Source organism: Kitasatospora sp. NPDC041917 (assembly GCF_055589745.1).
The window spans coordinates 35,070-54,089 of record NZ_JBVJBI010000018.1 but is presented as its reverse complement, the minus strand read 5'-3'; the positions used below and the strand labels follow the sequence as shown (position 1 = coordinate 54,089).

At 75.1% G+C, this 19,020-nt stretch carries 19 protein-coding genes; 11 read left to right on the top strand and 8 right to left on the bottom strand.

Annotated features, from left to right (window positions below; all coding sequences use genetic code 11):
- Window positions 1-2 precede the first annotated feature (2 nt).
- The 7 genes from ACZ6EM_RS22490 (at window position 3) to ACZ6EM_RS22460 (ending at window position 6,031) form a co-directional block, all read left to right on the top strand.
- Window positions 3-680: a TetR/AcrR family transcriptional regulator gene (locus ACZ6EM_RS22490; protein ID WP_401054492.1), complete on the top strand. Its 678-nt coding sequence runs from the start codon at window positions 3-5 to the stop codon at window positions 678-680.
- 137 nt (window positions 681-817) lie between these two features.
- Complete coding sequence (locus ACZ6EM_RS22485) at window positions 818-1,006, top strand: YegP family protein (RefSeq protein WP_359898239.1); 189 nt, start codon at window positions 818-820, stop codon at window positions 1,004-1,006.
- A 109-nt stretch (window positions 1,007-1,115) separates the two neighbouring features.
- On the top strand, window positions 1,116-2,333 hold the full coding sequence (locus ACZ6EM_RS22480; RefSeq protein WP_465773087.1) for a glycosyltransferase family 4 protein: 1,218 nt from the start codon (window positions 1,116-1,118) through the stop codon (window positions 2,331-2,333).
- The gene (locus ACZ6EM_RS22475; RefSeq protein ID WP_465773086.1) at window positions 2,330-3,637 is read left to right on the top strand and encodes a glycosyltransferase; all 1,308 of its coding nucleotides are present in this window, start codon (window positions 2,330-2,332) and stop codon (window positions 3,635-3,637) included. The genes ACZ6EM_RS22480 and ACZ6EM_RS22475 overlap by 4 nt, the downstream gene beginning before the upstream one ends.
- Window positions 3,618-4,496 carry an SGNH/GDSL hydrolase family protein gene (locus ACZ6EM_RS22470; protein ID WP_465773085.1) on the top strand — a complete coding sequence of 293 codons (879 nt, stop codon included), beginning with the start codon at window positions 3,618-3,620 and terminating at the stop codon, window positions 4,494-4,496. The genes ACZ6EM_RS22475 and ACZ6EM_RS22470 overlap by 20 nt, the downstream gene beginning before the upstream one ends.
- Before the next feature lie 27 nt (window positions 4,497-4,523).
- Entirely contained in the window at window positions 4,524-4,883 is a 360-nt protein-coding gene (locus tag ACZ6EM_RS22465; RefSeq protein ID WP_465773125.1) for a DUF6210 family protein, read from the top strand.
- Window positions 4,880-6,031, top strand: coding sequence for an NUDIX domain-containing protein (locus tag ACZ6EM_RS22460; RefSeq protein WP_465773084.1), 1,152 nt, complete (start codon window positions 4,880-4,882; stop codon window positions 6,029-6,031). Before ACZ6EM_RS22465 ends, ACZ6EM_RS22460 begins: the two co-directional genes overlap by 4 nt.
- Before the next feature lie 134 nt (window positions 6,032-6,165).
- Here the strand turns inward: ACZ6EM_RS22460 and ACZ6EM_RS22455 are convergent, their stop codons facing one another.
- From ACZ6EM_RS22455 to ACZ6EM_RS22435, 5 genes are all read right to left on the bottom strand, one after another.
- Complete coding sequence (locus ACZ6EM_RS22455; protein ID WP_359898244.1) at window positions 6,166-6,540, bottom strand: hypothetical protein; 375 nt, start codon at window positions 6,538-6,540, stop codon at window positions 6,166-6,168.
- Between the two features lie 70 nt (window positions 6,541-6,610).
- A complete protein-coding gene (locus ACZ6EM_RS22450; protein WP_359898245.1) occupies window positions 6,611-7,006 on the bottom strand; it encodes a roadblock/LC7 domain-containing protein in 396 nt (131 codons plus the stop codon).
- Between the two features lie 82 nt (window positions 7,007-7,088).
- The gene (locus tag ACZ6EM_RS22445; protein WP_465773083.1) at window positions 7,089-8,159 is read right to left on the bottom strand and encodes a hypothetical protein; all 1,071 of its coding nucleotides are present in this window, start codon (window positions 8,157-8,159) and stop codon (window positions 7,089-7,091) included.
- A gap of 4 nt (window positions 8,160-8,163) precedes the next feature.
- Window positions 8,164-8,547: a hypothetical protein gene (locus ACZ6EM_RS22440; RefSeq protein WP_380545757.1), complete on the bottom strand. Its 384-nt coding sequence runs from the start codon at window positions 8,545-8,547 to the stop codon at window positions 8,164-8,166.
- A 634-nt stretch (window positions 8,548-9,181) separates the two neighbouring features.
- Entirely contained in the window at window positions 9,182-9,790 is a 609-nt protein-coding gene (locus tag ACZ6EM_RS22435) for a TetR/AcrR family transcriptional regulator C-terminal domain-containing protein (RefSeq protein ID WP_452178114.1), read from the bottom strand.
- A 205-nt stretch (window positions 9,791-9,995) separates the two neighbouring features.
- On the opposite strand from ACZ6EM_RS22435, the gene ACZ6EM_RS22430 reads away from it, so the two are divergent.
- Window positions 9,996-11,642 (top strand): amidohydrolase, encoded by a 1,647-nt coding sequence (locus ACZ6EM_RS22430; protein WP_452178113.1) that lies wholly within the window; start codon window positions 9,996-9,998, stop codon window positions 11,640-11,642.
- A 162-nt stretch (window positions 11,643-11,804) separates the two neighbouring features.
- Window positions 11,805-13,361 (top strand): APC family permease, encoded by a 1,557-nt coding sequence (locus tag ACZ6EM_RS22425; protein WP_465773082.1) that lies wholly within the window; start codon window positions 11,805-11,807, stop codon window positions 13,359-13,361.
- 150 nt (window positions 13,362-13,511) lie between these two features.
- Here ACZ6EM_RS22425 and ACZ6EM_RS22420 read toward each other — a convergent pair whose 3' ends face one another.
- The 3 genes from ACZ6EM_RS22420 to ACZ6EM_RS22410 all read right to left on the bottom strand — a co-directional run bounded on the left by ACZ6EM_RS22420 (window position 13,512) and on the right by ACZ6EM_RS22410 (window position 16,663).
- Window positions 13,512-14,519, bottom strand: coding sequence for an LLM class flavin-dependent oxidoreductase (locus tag ACZ6EM_RS22420; RefSeq protein ID WP_359898257.1), 1,008 nt, complete (start codon window positions 14,517-14,519; stop codon window positions 13,512-13,514).
- Between the two features lie 71 nt (window positions 14,520-14,590).
- Window positions 14,591-15,310, bottom strand: a complete 720-nt coding sequence (locus ACZ6EM_RS22415; RefSeq protein WP_465773081.1) for a DUF2269 domain-containing protein — start codon at window positions 15,308-15,310, stop codon at window positions 14,591-14,593.
- Between the two features lie 159 nt (window positions 15,311-15,469).
- Window positions 15,470-16,663 carry a peptidoglycan-binding protein gene (locus ACZ6EM_RS22410; RefSeq protein WP_452178110.1) on the bottom strand — a complete coding sequence of 398 codons (1,194 nt, stop codon included), beginning with the start codon at window positions 16,661-16,663 and terminating at the stop codon, window positions 15,470-15,472.
- 358 nt (window positions 16,664-17,021) lie between these two features.
- Between ACZ6EM_RS22410 and ACZ6EM_RS22405 the strand changes: the two genes are divergently transcribed.
- Both ACZ6EM_RS22405 and ACZ6EM_RS22400 read left to right on the top strand, forming a co-directional pair.
- Complete coding sequence (locus ACZ6EM_RS22405; protein ID WP_465773080.1) at window positions 17,022-18,389, top strand: DUF6271 family protein; 1,368 nt, start codon at window positions 17,022-17,024, stop codon at window positions 18,387-18,389.
- The gene (locus ACZ6EM_RS22400; RefSeq protein WP_401055489.1) at window positions 18,386-18,883 is read left to right on the top strand and encodes a GNAT family N-acetyltransferase; all 498 of its coding nucleotides are present in this window, start codon (window positions 18,386-18,388) and stop codon (window positions 18,881-18,883) included. The genes ACZ6EM_RS22405 and ACZ6EM_RS22400 overlap by 4 nt, the downstream gene beginning before the upstream one ends.
- Window positions 18,884-19,020: the final 137 nt, after the last annotated feature.

Below are 19,020 nucleotides of genomic sequence, written 5' to 3'. Positions count from 1 at the left end.
GGGTGGATGCAGCATCGGAGTTCCAGCGCGCACGCTCGCCCGAGGCCAAACGCCGGCGCGAAGCCGCGATCCTGGCCGCGGCCCGCTCGCTCGGCCACGAGCACGGCATCAGGGACGTCACCCTGACCGACATCGCCGCCGCGGTGGGAATGCACAAGTCGGCGCTGCTGCGGTACTTCGAGACCCGCGAGGAAATCTTCCTGCGGCTCACCGCCGAGGGCTGGGCGGAGTGGTCGGACGCGCTGACCGCGCGGCTGCGGGAGAGCGCGGAGCCGGGCCCGGCCGCCGTGGCGCGGGCCTTCGCCACCACGCTCGCCGCCCGCGGGATGTTCTGCGACCTGCTCGCCCACGCCCCGCTCAACCTCGAACGCAACGTCTCGCCCGACGCGGTGCGCGACTTCAAGCTCGCCACGCTCGCCGCCCGCGAACCGATCGGCGCGGCCGTCCGCGAACAACTGCCCGCACTGGACGACCAGGACGTCACCGACCTGATCGCCACCGCCGTCTCCCTCGCCGGGGCCATGTGGCAGATCGCGAACCCGGGCGCCGAGGTCGCCGCCCTCTACCGCACCGACCCCCGGCTGGCGCACGCCGTCATCGAGGTCGAACCCCGGCTCGCCCGCATCCTGACCGCCACCGCCACCGGGCTGGCCGCCGGCCGGGCCGAGCCGCGCGGCTGACCCGCCCGCCCGGACCGTTCGGCCCGCGCCAACTCCCGTTCCGGTGCACTCGGATGGATCATCTGACGTGCCGCACAAGGGATTTGACCCTAGGTTCCGGTGCCAGGGGGTCAACCGAGCGGAAGGCTGTTTCTGGCATGGCTGGCAAATTCGAGCTGTACGTGGACGAGGGCGGCATGCACCGGTTCCGACTCAAGGCGAGCAACGGGGCGATCGTGGTGACCGGCGACCCGCAGGAGAGCAAGGACGACTGCCTGAGGAGCATCGAGTCGATCCGCAAGCTCGCGCCGTACGCGGAGCTCAAGGAGACCGCCGGGTCCGTGTGACCGGACGCGAACCGCGCCGCGGGTCGGCAGTGCAAATCGCCGACCCGCGTTCTCCTCTACGACAGATCCCTTTGGCCGGGTGCACGCCGGACGCGGACAGAACACTGGCATGCGCGTCGCCATCGTCACCGAATCCTTCCCGCCCGAGGTCAACGGAGTCGCCCACAGCGTGCTGCGGACGGCCGAGCACCTGGTCCGCCGGGGCCACCGGCCCCTCGTCGTCACCCCCGCACCGGCGCGGGGCGCCGAATGCCCGCCGGAGACCTTCGGCGGCACCCCGGCGGGCGAGATTCCCGTGGTGTGCATCCCGTCCGTCCCGCTGCCGGGATACCCGCAGGTGCGGATCGCCCTGCCCAGCCGGCAACTGTCGGCCGCGATCGCCGGGCACCGTCCGGACATCGTCCACCTGGCCAGCCCCTTCGTGCTCGGCGCGCGCGGGATGCAGGTCGCGGCGCGGCTCGGGGTGCCCGCCGTGGCCGTCTACCAGACCGACCTGGCCGGCTACGCCCACGCCTACCGGGCCGGGCGGGGGCTCGGGGAGGCCGCCGCCTGGCGGCGGATCCGGGCCGTGCACCGGGCCGCCGCCCGCACCCTGGCGCCGTCCACCCCCGCCGCCCAGGACCTCACCGCGCACGGGGTGCCCCGGGTCCAGCTGTGGCCGCGCGGGGTGGACTCGGTGCGGTTCCACCCCCGGCACCGGGACGAGGCGCTGCACCGGGCGCTCGCCCCCGGCGGGGAGGTGCTGGTCGGGTACGTCGGACGGCTGGCCCCGGAGAAGCGGGTCGACCTGCTGGCCGCGGCCTCGGCACTGCCCGGAGTACGGGTGGTGGTCGTCGGGGACGGCCCCTCGGCGCCCGGGCTGAAGGCCTCGATGCCGGGCGCGGTGTTCCTCGGCCGGCGCACCGGTGACGAACTGGCCCGCTGCTTCGCGACCCTGGACGTCTTCGTGCACACCGGCCCGCTGGAGACCTTCTGCCAGACCATCCAGGAGGCGATGGCCAGCGGCGTACCGGTGATCGGCCCAGCGGCGGGCGGACCACTGGACCTCGTCGCCCACCACCGCACCGGCCTGCTGGTACCGCCCCGGGACGACACGGCGGTGGCCCGCGCGGTGGCCGAGCTCGCCGCCGACCCGGCGCGGCGGGCCGGGTACGGGCAGGCCGGCCGGGCCGAGGTGACCGCACGCACCTGGGAGGCGGTCGGGGACCTGCTGCTGCGGCACTACGCCGAGGTGCTGGCGGAACACCGCGGGCTGCCGATGCCGGCCGCCGCCCCCGCGCCGGTCGAACCGGTGGCGCCCGTCCTGCCGGAGGAGCTGCCGGCATGACCCCCGTTCCCGACGGCAGCGCACGGACGACCGGCGGGGCTCGGCCGACCGCCGGGGCTTCTCGGCCTACCGCCGGGGCGCCCAGGGCCGACGACGCGCCGAGGGCCGACCACGCGCCCAGGGCCGACGAGGCACTGACGATCGTCCGGCTGGCCAACTTCGTCACCCCGGTCTCCGGCGGCCTGCGCACCGCGCTGCGCCACCTCGGCGCCGGGTACCGGGCGGCCGGGCACCGTCCGGTGCTGATCGTCCCCGGGGAGCGGCGCTCCGAGGAGGAGACCGAGCAGGGGGTGGTCGTCACCCTGCCCGGCCCGGTGCTACCGGCCGCCGGCGGCTACCGGCTGCTCACCGACCGGCGGGCGGTGGCCGCCGAACTGACCAGGTTCTCCCCCGACCGGCTGGAGGTGTCCGACCGCACCACGCTGCGCTGGACCGGCGCCTGGGCACGGCGGCACGGGGTGCGGTCGGTGATGGTCTCGCACGAGAGCGCGGCCGGGGTGCTGCGCACCTGGGGCCTGCCCGGCCCGCTGGCGGGCACGGCGGCCGACCGGCTCAACGCGGCCACCGCCCGCGCCTACGACGCAGTGCTCTGCACCACCGACTGGGCCGCCGCGGAGTTCCGGCGGATCGGCACCCCGAACCTGGTCCGGGCCCCGCTGGGGGTGGACCTGGAGGCGATGCGACCGCTGCCGCCGGCCGCCCGCGCCGCCGAGCGGGCCCGCTACGCCGCTCCGGACGAGACACTGCTGGTGCTCTGCTCGCGGCTCTCGGCGGAGAAGCGGCCCGAGCGGGCGATCGAGGCCCTGGCCGAGCTGCGCGCGCGGCGGCACCCCGCGGTGCTGGTGGTCGCCGGGACCGGCCCGCTGCGGGAACGGCTGGCGGCCCGGGCCGCACGGCTGCGACTGCCCGTACGCTTCCTCGGGCACCTGGGCGGGCGTGCCGAGCTGGCCCGGCTGCTGGGCTGCGCGGACGTGGTGCTCGCGCCCGGGCCGGTGGAGACCTTCGGCCTGGCCGCGATGGAGGCCCTGGCCTGCGGAACCCCGGTGGCGGTCAGCCGCTCCTCCGCGCTGCCCGGCCTGATCGGGCTCGCCGGAGCGACGGCCGTCGACACGGGCAGTGGATTCGCCTCCGCGGTACGGCAGTTGCTGGGGCGGCCGGAGGACCTGCGGCGGGCCGCCGCCCGGGCGCAGGCCGAGCGGTACGGCTGGCCGGCGGCGGTGGCGGCGTTCCTGGCGGCGCACGGCGCGCACCACGACGAGGCGGTGGACGGGGGTCGGGACGAGCATGCTGGAAGCCGGGCGTGACCGGGCGGCGCGGGAGCGCCCCGCGGCGGCCGAACCACTGCGCTTCGTCGCACTCGGGGACTCGCTGACGGAAGGGGTCGGGGACCGGGTCGGCGAGGGCTGGCGCGGCTGGGCCGCCGTCCTGGCCGACGCGCTGGCACCCGAGGGGCGGGACGCGGAGTTCACCAACCTGGCGTACAGCGGGGCGCTCACCACGGAACTGACGATCCGTCAACTTCCGCAGGCGCTGGCGCTGCGGCCGCGGCTGGCGGCCGTGGTGGTCGGCGGCAACGACACCCTGCGCACGGGCTTCGACATCCGGCGCGCCACGCTGGAACTCGACGCCACGATGGGGGAACTGTCCGGCCACGGCGCCAGGCTGTTGACCGCCTGCCTGCCCGACCCGGGCAGCCTGCTCCGGCTCCCGGCACCGCTCGCCCGGCCGCTGGCGCGCCGGATGCGGGCGGTCAACACCGTGGTGCACGCCCTCACCGAGCGCCACCGGGCGATACACCTGCACATCACCGAACTGCCGTGGCTGGCCGAGCGCCGGCTGCTGAGCGTGGACCGCCTGCACCCCAGCGCCGAGGGCCACCACCTGATCGCCCTGCGGTTCCACGACCTGCTCACCGAGGCCGGCCACCCCCTCGGCCCACCCCCGGCCGCCGCCCCCGCCGAGGCCCCGCCGGGCCTGGCCGCCGACCTCTGGTGGATGGCCACCCGGGGCACCCGCTGGCTCGCCGCCCGCAGCACCGACCTGCTGCCGGGCCTGCTCGCCCTGGCCGCCGCCGAGGGCGTCGCCCGCCTGCGCGGGGGCAGCGGACGGCACGACGAACAGATGGCGCGCGCGGCGGCACAGGCGCTGGCCTCCCTGGGGTGAGGGGCCCGCGCCGGCCCGGAACGACGGCTGTTCGAGGAGCAGTTCACCGGCGCGGGCACGTGGAACCGCGCGTGGTCCGAGGAGGAGCGCGCGACACTGCGCGGAATCGTCGGGAGCATCCCCTGCCGGGCGTCCGGCGGACACCCGGAGGGGCCGCACCGCCCGGGTCCGGACGGGAGCCGGCTTCGCGACGTCGACGGGGCCCGGGTGCCGGTGACCACGCCGGACGGCCCCGGTGTACCGCCGTGGGCCGACTCGGACCGAACGCCGCGAGCGGCCGAACCGGCCGGCGCCGGGCCTCCCGATCGCCCGACCGTGGGGGGTCGGGAGTGCCGCCCGGTGGGAACCGTAGAGGTGGGCCCGGTTGTCGTGTCCGGAAGAACATGACGGAGGGAGTCGGGGTGGAGAGCGCGGGCACGGCCGGTCGGGAAGTCCTGGCGGCGGCGGGGGTGCTGTTCCCGGACGGGGCCGGGCGGGTGCTGGTGGTGCGGCTGCCGTACGACCGGAAGCACCCGGTGGCGATCCCGGGCGGCGGGTGGGAGCCGGCGGACCGGTCGCCCCGGGAGACCGCCCTGCGGGAGATCCGGGAGGAGCTGGGCTTCACGCCCCGGCTGGGACCGCTGGCCTGCGTGGACTGGGCGCTGCTGCGCCACGGCGACCTGCCGATCGTCGCGTACCTGTACTGGGCCGAGCCGCTGACGGCGGCGCAGGCGGCGGCGTTCCGGCCGGACGCGGCGGAGGTCGGCGGCTGGACCTGGCTGACGACGGAGCAGGCCGGGCACGCGCTGCCGCCCCGGTTGTCGCGCCGGGTGACGGCCTGCCTGCTGGCGCCGCGGGACGACGGGCCGCTGGAGCTGGAGGACAGCCGGCCGGTCGGGCACACGCTCCGGCTGCTGCCCGCCGACGGGCCGGTGCCCGCGTACACCGGGCTGACCGCGGCGCCGGGGCTGACGCCGCAGACCGAGGAGCGGCCGGAGCCGCCGATGGACCGGGAGACCTACTACGCCACCCGGCCGCGCATCCGGGCCAAGGCGCGGGCGCTGTTCACCGATGCCGCCGGCCGGGTCCTGCTGGTGCGGCTGCGGCCGTGGGACGGGCCGCGCGGTCAGGTCCCGTACTGGACGCTGCCGGGCGGCGGGGTCGAGGCGGACCGGGAGATGCCCCGGGCGGCGGCCCGGCGGGAGATCCGCGAGGAGCTCGGCTGGGAGGCCGAGCCGGGGCCGCTGCTGGCGCTGGACTGGCAGCCGGGTGCGGCGGCCGACCCGGCGGCGGACCCGGCGACCGGCCGGGACACCGCCGTCCTGGTGTACGTGTTCGACGGCGGCACGGTGACGGAGCGGATGCTCGGCTCCATCGTGCTGCCGGAGGAGGAGCTGGTGGAGTGGCGGCTCTGCGATCCGGCCGAGGCACGGGCGCTGCTGACCGGCCCGTCCTGGGACCGGACGGCCGCCGCGCTGGCCGCCCGGGAGCGGTCGGGCGGGCCGGCCGAGCTGGTGCGCGGGCAGGCCGCCGGGCCGGACCTGCCCCGGGGGTGAGCCCCGCCGGACGGAGCCCGGCGGTGGCCCGAACCACCGCCGGGGCCTCGCCCGTGACCCGCGCGGCCATGGCTCGCGCACCCGCGACCCGCGCGCCCGGGCGCCGCGCCGGGGTGGCGTCCCGGGGCTGCGCGTCAGACCTCCAGCTCGGCCTCGATCCGGCCCAGCTGGTGGCGGGCCATCGCGAGGTTGGCACGCGCCTTGTCCAGCGCGAGGTAGAGGAACAGGCCCTTGCCGGTACGGCCGGTGAGCGGGCGGATCAGGTGGTACTGGCTGCTCAGGGTGATCAGGATGTCCTCGATCCCGTCCTGGAGGCCGAGCATGTCCATGGTGCGCATCTTGGCGCGGACCACGTCGGTGTTGCCGGCCGCGGCGACGTTGAGGTCCAGGCCGCCGGGGCCGTCGAGGGTGGCCAGCGCCATGCCGCTGTTGTAGTCCACCAGGGCCGCGCCGATGGCGCCCTCGATGCTGGTCATGGCCTGCTTGAGCGCGCCGGGTGCGTCGGTCATCTGGGTAACTCCCGTTCGGTGATGGGTGGTTCGTGACGGATGGGGACAATGGTTCGGTGGTCGGCCCGGGTCAGCCCGTGTCGCGCGGATCCTTGGGCACGAGGGCGTCGTTGAGCAGCCCCGCGATGCGCTGGGCGCTGCGGCGGGCCTCCAGGTGCAGCCGGCCGACGTTGACGTCGGGGTGCGCCAGCAGGGTCAGCACGCAGCTGCCGCCGGCCGCGTACGTGGCGACGTAGCCGTTCTCGCCGCGCACCAGCGACTCGCGGAACTCGCCCTGACCGGTGGTGTCGGCGAGCCGCTGGGCCAGCGAGAGCGAGGCCGCCGTCATCGCGGCCAGTCCCGAGGGTTCGGTGCCGTGGGTGTCGTGCGCGACCAACAGGCCGTCCACGCTGGCCACCAGACCACCCGCGAGGTGCGGTACGCGGTGTTTGACGGCACGCAGTTCGGCGAGCAACTCGGTCTCCAAGGCGATCAGTTGTCTCCTTCCGACACGCTGCTTGAGTGCCCGCCTCATGGCCGGAACGACGGGGTCGCGGGCGGGGAGTGGGTCAAAGTCGGGCCTCCAGAAGGTCTCGGATCCGGGTCAGCAGCGCGACGTCCGGATCGGGGACGGCCAGCGGGTGGGCCGCTGCCGTGATGGGTGGGCGTTCGGGGCAGGTGGGGGCGTCGGTCCCGCTGCGGGCCGCCTCGGGGGCGGAGGCGGGAATGGAAGCGGCGGCGGGGGCGGGAACGGCCGTGACCGGGGCGCCGGGGAGGTCGGCGCCCCGGAGGCTGGCGCCGGGGACCCGGCGGTGCAGCCCTCCGGCCGGTCCGCTCGCGGTCGGCGGGGGGACTTCGGGCCGGGGAGCGGTCGTCTGCCGCGCCTCGGACACCGGGGCCTCCGGCGCTGCGGGTGCCGCGGCGGACGGGCGCGGGGCGTCCAGCAGTCCGGCGGCGGCCAGTCGACGGACATCGGCCGTCACCCCGAAGCCGGAGCGGCCGAGCAGCCGGGCCAGGTCCGCCGGGGTCCTGCGACCGTCGGCGTGGTCCAACAGCTCACGTCGCCGGCGGCCGCACGAGCGGTGGGACGACCGGCGGCCGCACTCGGCCGGGCGGACGGGCGCGGTGTCGAGCTGCGCCCACGGCCAGATCCCGTCGAGCAGTTTCCGGCGGCGTTCGACCTCGCGGCGGATCCGGGCCGGGTCGACCTCCGCGACCGGCCCGAGCCAGTGCCGGGCGTCGGCCTCGAACCGCCAGACGCCGCCGGCCGGGTCGGCCAGCACGAAGAACGCGGCGTCGAACAGCGTTCCCAGGTGGCCGAGTTCGAGCTCTCCCCGGGTGAGCAGCCGCCGTTCGACCAGCGCCTCGCCGACCCTCGACCTCGGGCCGTGAGCCCGGAGCAGTTCCGCCCAGTCCTCGGGGGTGATCCGACCGCAGCCGATGAGCAGGTCGGCCAGTCCGGGCGCCCGGAGGGACTCGGCGGCGGCCACCCGCCCGTCGATCAGGTGGAGGCTGCCGAGCGGCCCGCGCAGGGCGCCGGTGGCGCGGCGGTCGGCGAGCAGGGCGAGCGCCTCGCCCGGGGACCTCGGGGTGGCGACCTCCGCCGGGGGCGGCGGCACGGTGCCGGTCGCGGCGGTCACGCGCTCACCCCAGCACCAGCTCCTCGGCGAGTGCCTGGAGGCGGAATCGGGCGGCGGCGAGGTTGCCCTCCGCGCGGTCCAGCCAGAGGTGCAGGACGAGCCTGTTGTCGAAGACGGTGTCGATGAAGCGGATCAGGTGGTAACTGCGGCCGGCGGTGACGATGATGTCCTCCAACGGGGCCCGCCGGTCCTCCGTCACGGTGAAGGTCTGGCTCTCAACGGCCGCCCGCACCAGGTCGGTTGCCTCGGCGGCGGAGGTCTCGTGCTCTCCGGTCGGGCTGTCCCCGAGGCTGCCGAGGGCGAGCCCGCTGCTCCAGTCGACCAGGCTCGCGGCACGGGCCCCGGGGATCGCCATCGCTCCGGAGAGGCATTCGTCGATACCGGGCACACCGGCTCCTTCGCGGGGTCTGGGCGGTCGGCCGCAGCGCGGCACCGACCGGTTCACCACCAGCAGTGGCTAGTTCGACACGGAAGGCTACTGCCGGATTCCATATGACGAACATTCCAATGGCATATTCACATCAGTAACAGCCAGTTCCAGCCAAGAACTGACGGAACATCAGACCGGACGCGACCCCGCCCCCACCGGTCGGCCAGGGAGGTTGGAGTACCGTTCACCGGCCACCTGGCACGGCACCTTGGCCGGTATCGAGCCCCAAGGGAGGGTTTCGAGCCCGAAAGTACGATAAGAGGGCGCGGGCACGGAAGGCGAACACGACGAAGGGGCTCGTTCCGCTGGACGGAACGAGCCCCTTCGATGGGAGCGCCAGGCCCGGATCGCACGGACTCTCCCTACTGAAAGTAGGGCGTGCTCTGGTAGCACCGCTGACGCCTGTTCGAGATTCCGTTTCCCGGAAGATCACTTCCTCTCGACGGGATGAACACTAGCAGGACATCACGCCCGGTCAGAAATCGTGGCCGGCGAACGGCAGCGACCCCGGGGCGAACGGGGCGAGGCCGGGCCGAGGGGCGCACCGGGGCCCGACCGGGGCTGCGCGCCGGGGCCGGACCGGGGCCCCGGGTCAGCCCAGCAGCACCCGGTAGCCCTCGATCAGGGCGGTGAGCCCGAGCCCGAAGGCCCGGTCGGCGCGCTCGCGCCCGGCGGGGACGGCGTCCAGGGCGTCGGCCAGCCGCGGGGTGGCGGCCCGGTCGACGGCGTCGACCATGACGTCCGGGGCGACCAGGTCCAGCGCCGAGCCCAGGACGAAGCTCTCCAGGGCGGTGATCAGTCCCATCACGTCCCGTGCGGCGAAGCCCGCGTCCTCCAGGGTGGCGACGGCCCGCTCGTACAGCTCGTGCATGAACGATTCGGCCAGCGGCGCGGTGGCGAGCAGCCGGACGATGCCGGGGTGTTCGGCGAAGGCGTCCCGGTAGGCGTGCGCCCAGGTGCGCAGCGCGGCGTCCCAGGACTGGTCCCACATCGACTGCTCGCCGATCGTGCGCACCAGCTCGGCGCGCATCAGGGCGACGATCTCGGCCCGGCCCGTGACGTGGTGGTAGAGCGCGGAGGGGCTGACCTTGAGCGCACCGGCCAGCGCGGGGATGGTGAGGTCCCCCGCCTCGTCGACCAGCCGCAGCGCGGTGTCCACGATGCGCTGCCGGTCCAGCAGGGGTGTGCGCGGCCTGGGCATGCCCGGTTCCTCACCTTCGGGGTCGCCGAGCGGCCCGTCGGCACCGGCAGACCAAGATCGTCGTTATCCAAGCGTTACTGAACGGCTTTCAGTAAAACTCTTCCGCACCCGCCGGTGCCGCGCCTACGGTAACCGAACCCCATTCGGTTGGGCAGGCCGCGCACCCGTCGGCCCGCCCTGCCCCGGAGAGGACGCACACCCCCGCATGCGTGCCGAAACGATCTTCACCGGCGGCCGGATCCACACCGGAGACCCCGCCCTCCCCCGCACCCACGCCCTCGCCGTCGGCGCGGGGCGGATCGCCGCCCTCGGCGACGCCGCCCTCGCCCTGCGCGACGAAGGCACCGAGACCGTCGACCTCGACGGCGGCGCCCTGCTGCCCTCCTTCGGCGACGGACACGTCCACCCGCTGCTCGGCGGCATCGGCCTGCGCGGCGCGCCGGTCCGCGACTGCACCAGCCTGGAGCAGGTCGTGGCGGCCGTTCGCGACTGGGCGCGGCGCCACCCCGAGGCCGAGTGGATCACCGGCGACGCCGTCGACCCGTGGCTGGCCGAGGGCGGACTGTTCGACGCCCGACTGCTCGACGCCGCCGTCCCCGACCGCCCGGTGCTGCTGCGCACCATGGACCACCACACCGGCTGGGCCAACAGCGAGGCGCTGCGCCGGGCCGGGTACGGGCCGGACACCCCCGAGCCGGTCGGCGGCGAGATCGTCCGCCGGCCGGACGGCAGCCCGCTGGGCACCCTGCGCGAGTTCGGTGCGCTCAACCCCGTCCTCGCGCTCGTCCCGCCGCCGCCGTTGGCCGAGCAGGTCGCCGCACTGCGGGAGAGCACCGCCGCGCTGGCGGCCGCCGGGATCACCTGGCTCCAGGACGCCTGGGTCGAGCCAGCGCAGGTGGACACCTGGCTGGCGGCCGTCGCCGAGGAGGGCCTGCCGGTCCGGGCCGGGCTCGCCCTGCTGCTCGAACCGGACGGCTGGCGCGAGCGGCTCCCCCGGCTGGCCACCGACCGCGACCGGGTCGAGGCCGCCGGGCACGGGCGGCTCACCGCGCGGGCGGTCAAGTTCTTCGCCGACGGCGTCATCGAGTCCGGGACGGCCGCGCTGCTGGAGCCGTACAGCGACTGCCCGCACTCCCACGGCGTCGCCAACTGGACCGGCGCCGAACTGGCGGAGGCCGTCACCGCCGTGGACGCGCTGGGCTTCCAGCCGCACATCCACGCGATCGGCGACCTCGGCGTACGGATCGCGCTGGACGCCGTCGAGGCCGCCGCCCGCCGCAACGGGCCGCGCGCCCGCCGTCCGGTGATCGCCCACGTGCAGCTGGTCCACCCCGACGACCTGCCGCGCTTCGCCGAGCTCGGCGTGATCGCCAACTTCGAGCCGCTCTGGGCACAGACCGACCCGCTGATGACCGAGCTCACCCTGCCCCGCATCGGCCCGGAGCGCGGCTCCCGGCAGTACCGGATCGCCGCCCTGCTGCGCGGCGGCGCCCGGGTGTCCTTCGGCAGCGACTGGCCGGTCACCCGCTACGAGCCGCTGGCCGGGCTGGCCACCGCCGTCACCCGGCAGACCCCGGACGGCCTGCCGGACGGCGGCTGGCTGCCCGAGGAGCGGATCGGACTCACCGAGGCGCTGGCGGCGTACTCGGCGGGCGTGGCGCACCAGGCCTTCGAGGAGGCCGAGTGGGGCGTGCTGCGGCCGGGCATGCGGGCCGACCTGGTGCACCTGGCCACCGATCCCTACGCGGTGCCGGCCGGTGAGCTGGCCTCGATCGGGGTGGCGGGCACCTGGCTCGGCGGGCGGCGCACCCACGGCGGCCCGCCCGGTGGCGCCGACCGCTCGACCCGCTGAGGCGCCCCGCTCCCCCGGCAAACCCCAGCCGCCCCGACGGACTTCCCGACCGGTTCCGGCCGTCCCCCACGGCGGCCGTGCCTCGTTCCCCGGTCGGCGGCCGGCGCGTGTCCGCCGCCGACCGTCGCTTCCTCGTTCGCCCGACCTCAGGAGAGCTCCCCCATGAACCCGCCCTCCGACGCGGCCTCCTCCTCCGCGCTCCGTCCCCCCGGCTCCGGCTCCGCTTCCGGCTCCGCCACCTCCACGTCCGCCTCCCCCGGCTCCCTGGGCTCCCCCGGCGGCTCCGGCGGCTCCGGCGGCCTGGGACGCGGGGTGCTCGGTACCGGCGACATCGTCTTCTTCGTCGTGGCCGCCGCCGCGCCGCTGACCGTCATGGCCGGCGTGGCACCGTTCGCGATCTCCTTCGGCGGCATCGGCACGCCGGTCGCCTACCTGGCCACCGGCGTGGTGCTGGCGCTCTTCGCGGTCGGGTTCACCGCCATGACCGCGCACATCCGCAACGCCGGCGCCTTCTACGCGTACGTCACCCGCGGCCTCGGCCGGGCGGCCGGGCTGGGTGCGGCGCTGCTCGCGGTGCTCTCGTACAACGCCATCCAGATCGGGATGTTCGGCGCCTTCGGGTTCTTCGCCCGCACCACCGCCGCCGACCTGCTCGGGCTGGACCTGCCCTGGCCGGTCTGGGCGCTGTTCGGGGTCGCGGTGGTCTGGTTCCTCGGCTTCCGCTCGATAGACCTCGGGGCCAAGGTGCTCGGGGCACTGCTGATCGCCGAGACCGGCATCCTGCTGGTGCTCGCGGTGGCGGTGCTGGTCAAGGGCGGGGCGCACGGGCTGAGCCTGTCCTCGTTCGCCCCCGAGCACGTGTTCTCCGGGGGGATGGGCGGCGTGCTCGGACTCTCCTTCGCCGCGTTCATCGGCTTCGAGGCCACCGCGATCTACCGTGAGGAGGCCCGGCGGCCGCACCGGACCGTGCCGCGAGCGACCTATGCCGCGATCGCCTTCCTCGGCCTCTTCTACACCTTCGTCACCTGGATGATCGTGCAGGCCTTCGGCGACACGGAGGCCGTCGCCGCCGCCACCGCCGACCCGGCCGGGATGTTCTTCACCGCGATGACCGACTACGTCGGCGGCTGGGCGACGGAGGTGCAGCGGGTGCTGATCGTCACCAGCCTGCTCGCGGCACTGCTCGCCTTCCACAACACCATCACCCGGTACGGCTACGCGCTGGCCAACGAGCGGGCCGCCCCGGCCGCCCTCGGCCGGATCCACCCGCGCCACGGTTCGCCGTGGATCGGCGGCATCGCGCAGTCGGTGCTGGCGGCGGTGGCCGTCGGGGTGGCGGCGCTGATCGGGGCGGATCCGTACAACCAGTTCTTCCTCTGGGTGAACTCCCCCGGGGTGGTGGGCATCCTGGTGCTCCAGGCGCTGGCCGGCCTCGCCGTGTTCGCCTTCTTCCGCCGCAACCGGGCGGCCGCCGCGAGCGCCGGGGTGTTCCGTACGGTCGTGGCACCGCTCGCCGCCACCGTGCTGCTGTGCGGGGCCACGGCGCTGGTGGTGTGGCGGCTCGACCTCTTCACCGGCGCCGGCCCGGAGGTCAACTGGCCGCTGGTCGCGATCGTGCCGGTGGTCTTCCTGATCGGCGTCGGGATCGCCCTGCGGCTGCGGGCCCGGCGGCCGGAGGTGTACGCGCGGCTCGGGACGACCGAGGTCGACGCGGGCTGAGCCGCGGGCGACGGGCCGGGGGCGGGCGGGCGGGCGGGCGGGCGACGGGCGGCGGGCGGCGGGCGGCGGGGCCCGGTGACGACCGGGTGACGAACCGGCTCCACCCCGGCCCGGACCGACCCGGCCCGGCCCGCCCCGGCCGTCGCCTGGTCAGATCTGGCCGACGGCCTCGGCGAGGAGCCGGTAGGAGTCGAGCAGCGCGGTGCGGTCGTAGGTGCTGGTGGTGACCAGGAACTCGTCCGCCCCGCTGCACTCGACCAGCTTCGCCAGCTCGGCGGCGGCCTGCTCCGGGGTGCCCGCGATGTGGCCCTTGAGCGACTGCTCGAACGCGGCCCGCTCCCGGGCGGTCATCGCCCGGGCCCGGATCTCGGCGGCGGAGGTCAGCGGCGGGAACTCGCCGTGGGTGCGGGAGTACGCGCCGGACCAGGCCTCCGGGACGAGCAGCTCGCACGCCCGCTCGGCCGTGTCGGCGACGGCCACCGTCCCCGAGACCACCACGTACGGCTCGGCGGCCTGCGCGGAAGGACGGAAGCGGGCGCGGTAGCGGTCGATCGCCTCCAGCATCCGGTCCACTCCGCGCGGGGCGGCGATCACCAGCGGCAGTCCCGCGTCGGCGGCCAGGTCGGCGCCCGTGCCGGTGGCCAGGACGAAGGCCGGGACGTGCAGGCCTTCGGCCGGCCGGGCGTGGACCCCGCGGTTCGCCGGCTGCGAGCCGTCGAAGTAGCCGAGCAGTTCGGCCAGCTGGGCACCGAACGCGTCCGCGGCGTCCTTCTCCCGCCCCAGCGCCCGCCGGACACCGTCGGTGAAACCCACCGAGCGCCCGAGCCCCATGTCGATCCGCCCCGGGAACAGTGCGGCCAGCACCCCGAACTGCTCGGCCACCACCAGCGGCTGGTGGTTGGGCAGCATCACCCCGCCGGTACCGACCCTGATGCGCGTGGTGGCGGCCGCCACCGCCGCAGCGAGCACGGTGGGCGCCGACCCGGCCACCCCCGGCACGCCGTGATGCTCGGAGACCCAGAACCGGTGGTAGCCGAGCCGCTCCACCTCACGGGCGAAGGCCACCGTGCTCCGCAGTGCCTGGGCCGGTTCCTCGCCCTGTCGGGTCCGGGAGCGGTCGAGCACGGAGAGCCTGGTCGTGGGCGCGGCAGTGGTCACGTCGTTGGACAACGCCTGCGCCCCGCACGGGCATTCCCCGAGCGACCGGGCCGCGGCCGACGGCCCGTCGGTCAGTCGCCCGCTCCGGGTATTCGGCCCGGACGGGTGTCCGTGGCCTCGTCCGCAGCCTCGGCCCTGACCGGGGCCCTGACCGGGGCCGGTGCCGGGGCTGTGACCTGGGCCGGGGCGGTGACCTGGGCCGGGGCGGTGACTTTGGCGTGGGCCTTGCGGCGGCCCCAGGGCTTGTACACCGACAGGATCACGTTGAACAGGTAGAGCGTCAGCGCCACCGCCGGAACGATCACCGTGTTGTAGCGGACGAAGCCGAGGTCCGCCACCGTGATCGGGCCGATCGGATGCGCGTCCACCACCCGCACCGCGTCGTGCAGCCGGTCGGTGAGGGCGAGGACGGAGGCCGTCATCGCCCCGAGTGTCAGCCAGAACTTGGTACTCACCCAGTAGTACCGGAACAGCCCCCAGGACGTGCCGAGCCCGAGCGCCACCCCGCTCAGGAAGGTGAGCAGGCTCAGCGGCAGGATCAGCGCGTCACCGAGCAGGCCCATCGCCCGGTAGGCGGTGCGCAGCCGGTCGGCGTCCCCGGTCGTCAGGGCCGTCACCGCCAGGGTGAGCAGGCAGAGCATCAAGGCCAGCCAGCTCACCGAGGCGACGACGTGCAGGACGACCAGCGGTCTGCGCACCGCCGGCGGCAGGCGGCGGCCCCCGGACACGGGTGTCGCCACCCGCCGTGGCGTCGGTTCGGACGCCGCGACGGCGCCGGTGGGCGAGCGCACGGGTACCTCCTTCGAGTCGGGGTCACCAGGACGGCCCCAGGCTCTCCCGCCCCTGCCTCATCCGGCATCTGACGGTGGAAGTAACCTCGCCTACTCCCGAGCGAGTACACAGCCTCGGCGCAGCACCGGCCACGCCTCCCCCGGGAGCAGCACCGCCCCTCAGTCGGTCACCGCGAACCCCTGCGCCGCGCCCAGCCGCTGCAGCGAGGCCGGGCCGGGGATCCCGTCCGCCGCCCCCGCCTCGTACCCGCAGCTCCGCTGCCAGGCCGCGTACGCGGAGACCGTCCGGCTGCCGAACGAGCCGTCCACCCAGCGCTGGTCGAGCAGTCCCTCGTCCACGAGCGCCTGCTCCACGATGGCCGCCTCGGCCGGGTAGGTCAGGTGCCCCTGCTCGGCCCCCGGGTCGGTCCGGGCCGCCTCGATCACGTGGGCCACCGAGACCGTCCGCTGCCCGGGCAGGTAGCCGAGCAGCCGGCGCAGCGAGCCCGCGCCCGGGACTCCGTCCGCCGCCTGCCCGGAGTAGCCCAGACTCCCCTGGTAGTCCGCGTAGTTCTCGGTGTCCGCGTCCGTCCAGTTCGGGCCGGGGCCGGAGCGGTAGTGGTCGCCGAAGCCGTGCGCGACCAGCGCCCGCCCGACGGCCGTCACCTGGTAGCCCTGGGCCCCGTAGCCGTACGCCAGGCCGTTGATGCTGACCTGGTAGCGGGCGGGCGCGGCGGGGGGCACCGGGTGCTGCTGGGAGGGCGGGATGTCCGGGGAGCCGGGCCCGGCCGTGAAGTCGGGCCAGGAGCCCGGGTCGGTGTGGTCGTTGTAGGGCACGTGGGCGTGCGCGTACCAGCCGCCGAAGGCCTCCCAGGTCCGCTCGTCGCGGTGGCCGGAGAAGTCGGTGGGCCGGCCCATCGGCCAGATGTCGGGCACGCCCCAGGAGGTGATCCAGGCGTGGATGCGGTCCCAGCCCGCGCACGGGGTGTCGACCAGCCGCGGGTAGACGCCGCCCTGGTAGCGGCAGTAGGGGAAGAAGACCGCCTCGATCTGGATCACCACCCGCCCGGCCCGGTTGGTGCGGGTCGGGCTCTCGGCGGGGCTGAGCAGGCTCTTCGAGCGGGAGTCGGCCGGGAACAGCTGCGCCGTGCGGCCGCTGAACGGGTCCCAGACCAGGTGCGGCGCGCTGCCGGCGCCGCTGCCGGTGAAGTAGCCGACCAGGTCCTCGTAGGGGCACCAGTCCTGCGGTGCGGCGGCGGTCGCGTTGCGGTCCCAGGTGATGTGGGCGATGGCCTTCGGCGGGTACTGCTGATCGGTCGGCGCGTGGTCGCCGAGGTCGTGGATCTCGGCACCGGGCAGCCACGGTTCGGGCATTGCGGGCTCCTCCGAACGGCGTAAGGGCATCACTTCCGGTATCGGCAGGTACGGCTCGCGGATTGACCCCGACGGCGCAAATGCCCGGCGATGAACCCCCCGCACCCGCCCGGACGTTCGACTCTGCAGGGGGCGTTCGCCCCCGCGTGCGATTCCGGCGCCCGTGCGGGGGCGGTGGATCGCGCGGGAGGGGGCGTATTGCACCCCGTCGGGGCGCCGCTGTCAATCGTTGACATCAAAAGTGGTCTAGTCCACGGTAGTCCGGCGGACCGGCACCAGCCCGCGTCCGGGTCCTCCCTGTGCGCCCAACTGGCCTCCGTGGAACCGAATCTGACGATCCGATGGAGAAATCCGCACCATGCAAAGAGTCTGTCTCGCCCTGCCCACCATGCGGCCCTGCCCCGACACCATCGCGGAACTCGCCGAGGAGGCGGCCTACGCCGTCGCGACCTTCGGGGTCGAGGTGCACCTCCTCGTCCTCGACACCACCGACGCCGTCGGGTTCGCGGAGAACGCGGGCGCCGTGGCCGCGCTGGAGCCGACCCCCGGCGTGGCCGTCCACCACCTGGGCGAGGCGGGGCAGCGGGAGTTCCTGCGCCGGGTGTCCGAGCGCTCCGGCGCCGCCGACCCCGAACTGCTGCTCGACCTGATGCTCCCGCGGGCCGTCGCGTACGGTTCCTGCGTCAACCGGCTCTTCCTCGGCGCGGCCGCCCTGGGCTGCACCTCGGCGCACCTGCGCAACGACGACGCCGACTTCCAGGTCGTCGACGGCCGGAAGGTCTTCCCGATCCACCACGAGCTGCTCTCGATCGGCCGCCCGGCCGGCGAGGCGGTGGCCGGCGTGTCCCGCTCCGAGCTCGACCCGGCCGACGCGGACAAGCCGGTGATGCTGGTCAGCGGCTCCTTCATCGGCGAACTCAACGTGGACATCAGCGAGATCCACGAGATGGACCCGGCCGTCTACCGCGACGTGGTGCGCCTGTGGACCCCACCGGTGTGGTCGGAGGAGGAGAGGGACGCGATGGTGGACGTCTCCTTCAAGGGCGCCGGCTCCGAGCCGTTCAGCACCGACGAATCCGTCCTCGGCGTGCCCGACATCTGGGACGTCTACATGTGCAACATCGCCCTGGACCACCGGGCCTACGAGGTGCTGCCGCTGCTGCCCTCGATCGAGACCATCGGCAGCGACTACGCCCTGCTGCACGCCATGGTCCACTCCCGGCTGCCCGGCGTCGTCCACAACCGCCACATCGTCAACTACTACACGCCCGAGCGCCGCACCGGCACCGGCTTCGTCTCCTACCAGATGCGGTTCGTCAAGTTCCTGCTCTCGATGCTGTACCTGTACCCGGTCTACGGCGGGATGATCGACCTCGGCCGCGGGCTGCTGGACGAGCGGCACGGACTGAAGGTCGAGCCGATCCTCGACCTGGTGCGGGGCAGCGTCGACTGGGACCCGGCCGGGAACGTGCACTGCCTGGACGTCCTGGACCGCTCCTACCGCAAGCTGGGCGGCAAGTACGCCGAGCTCGCGGACGTGGTGGCCGGGCAGCGGCAGCAGCTCCTGGACGAGGCCCGGCAGGACGCCGAGCGGTGGGCGGTGCTGGTGGAGGCCTGGGCGCCGATGGTGGCCGCCGCCCGCGCGGAGGGGCTCGACGCCGGCACGGACGGCACGGACGCCGGCACGGACGGCACGGACGCCGGCACGGAGGCGCCGGCTCGGTGAGCGAGGACCTCCGGATCCGGCAGCTGGCCGACGACGACTGGGACGCCGTGGTCGCGCTGGAGCACGACGCCTACGCGGCCGACGACCTGTCCGAGGGCCGGGAGGCGCTCCAGTCGCGCGCCCGCAGCTCGCCCGGCACCTGCTTCGTGCTGGAGCAGCACGGCGTGGTGCGCGGCTACCTGCTGAGCCTGCCCTACCCGCCGCTGCGCTGCCCGGACCTCAGCCGCCCGGAGGAGCAGGCCTTCCGCTCGACCAACCTGCACGTGCACGACCTGGTGATCGCCGAGGACCTGCGCGGACGGGACGTCGCGCTGGGCTTCATCCGGCACTTCCGGGAGCACGCGAGCGGGCAGGGCTACGAGCGGATCTCGATGGTCGCGGTGCGCGGGGCGGACATCCTGCTGCGGCTGCTCGGCTACCGGGCGCACCGGGAGGTGCCGGTGCCCGCCTGCTATGGGCGACGGGCGGTGTACATGTCGATGCCGGTGCGCTGACCTGCGCGGATACGCGGACGGATGATCACTCGTTCGGCCTAGTTCGACCGGCGAAGATCACCCCATCGGGTGAAGCTGGTGGCGGCTGCGCCCCCGCGCAGCCGCCGGCAGTACCCCCGTACCCGGCCGTACGTCCG

What these genes read in the sequence shown, in the direction of transcription:
- ACZ6EM_RS22485 (WP_359898239.1), top strand. Translation starts at nt 818, where the DNA reads ATGGCTGGCAAATTCGAGCTGTACGTGGACGAGGGCGGCATGCACCGG.
- ACZ6EM_RS22480 (WP_465773087.1), top strand. Translation starts at nt 1,116, where the DNA reads ATGCGCGTCGCCATCGTCACCGAATCCTTCCCGCCCGAGGTCAACGGA.
- ACZ6EM_RS22475 (WP_465773086.1), top strand. Translation starts at nt 2,330, where the DNA reads ATGACCCCCGTTCCCGACGGCAGCGCACGGACGACCGGCGGGGCTCGG.
- ACZ6EM_RS22470 (WP_465773085.1), top strand. Translation starts at nt 3,618, where the DNA reads ATGCTGGAAGCCGGGCGTGACCGGGCGGCGCGGGAGCGCCCCGCGGCG.
- ACZ6EM_RS22460 (WP_465773084.1), top strand. Translation starts at nt 4,880, where the DNA reads ATGACGGAGGGAGTCGGGGTGGAGAGCGCGGGCACGGCCGGTCGGGAA.
- ACZ6EM_RS22455 (WP_359898244.1), bottom strand. Translation starts at nt 6,540, where the DNA reads ATGACCGACGCACCCGGCGCGCTCAAGCAGGCCATGACCAGCATCGAG.
- ACZ6EM_RS22435 (WP_452178114.1), bottom strand. Translation starts at nt 9,790, where the DNA reads ATGCCCAGGCCGCGCACACCCCTGCTGGACCGGCAGCGCATCGTGGAC.
- ACZ6EM_RS22430 (WP_452178113.1), top strand. Translation starts at nt 9,996, where the DNA reads ATGCGTGCCGAAACGATCTTCACCGGCGGCCGGATCCACACCGGAGAC.
- ACZ6EM_RS22425 (WP_465773082.1), top strand. Translation starts at nt 11,805, where the DNA reads ATGAACCCGCCCTCCGACGCGGCCTCCTCCTCCGCGCTCCGTCCCCCC.
- ACZ6EM_RS22410 (WP_452178110.1), bottom strand. Translation starts at nt 16,663, where the DNA reads ATGCCCGAACCGTGGCTGCCCGGTGCCGAGATCCACGACCTCGGCGAC.
- ACZ6EM_RS22405 (WP_465773080.1), top strand. Translation starts at nt 17,022, where the DNA reads ATGCAAAGAGTCTGTCTCGCCCTGCCCACCATGCGGCCCTGCCCCGAC.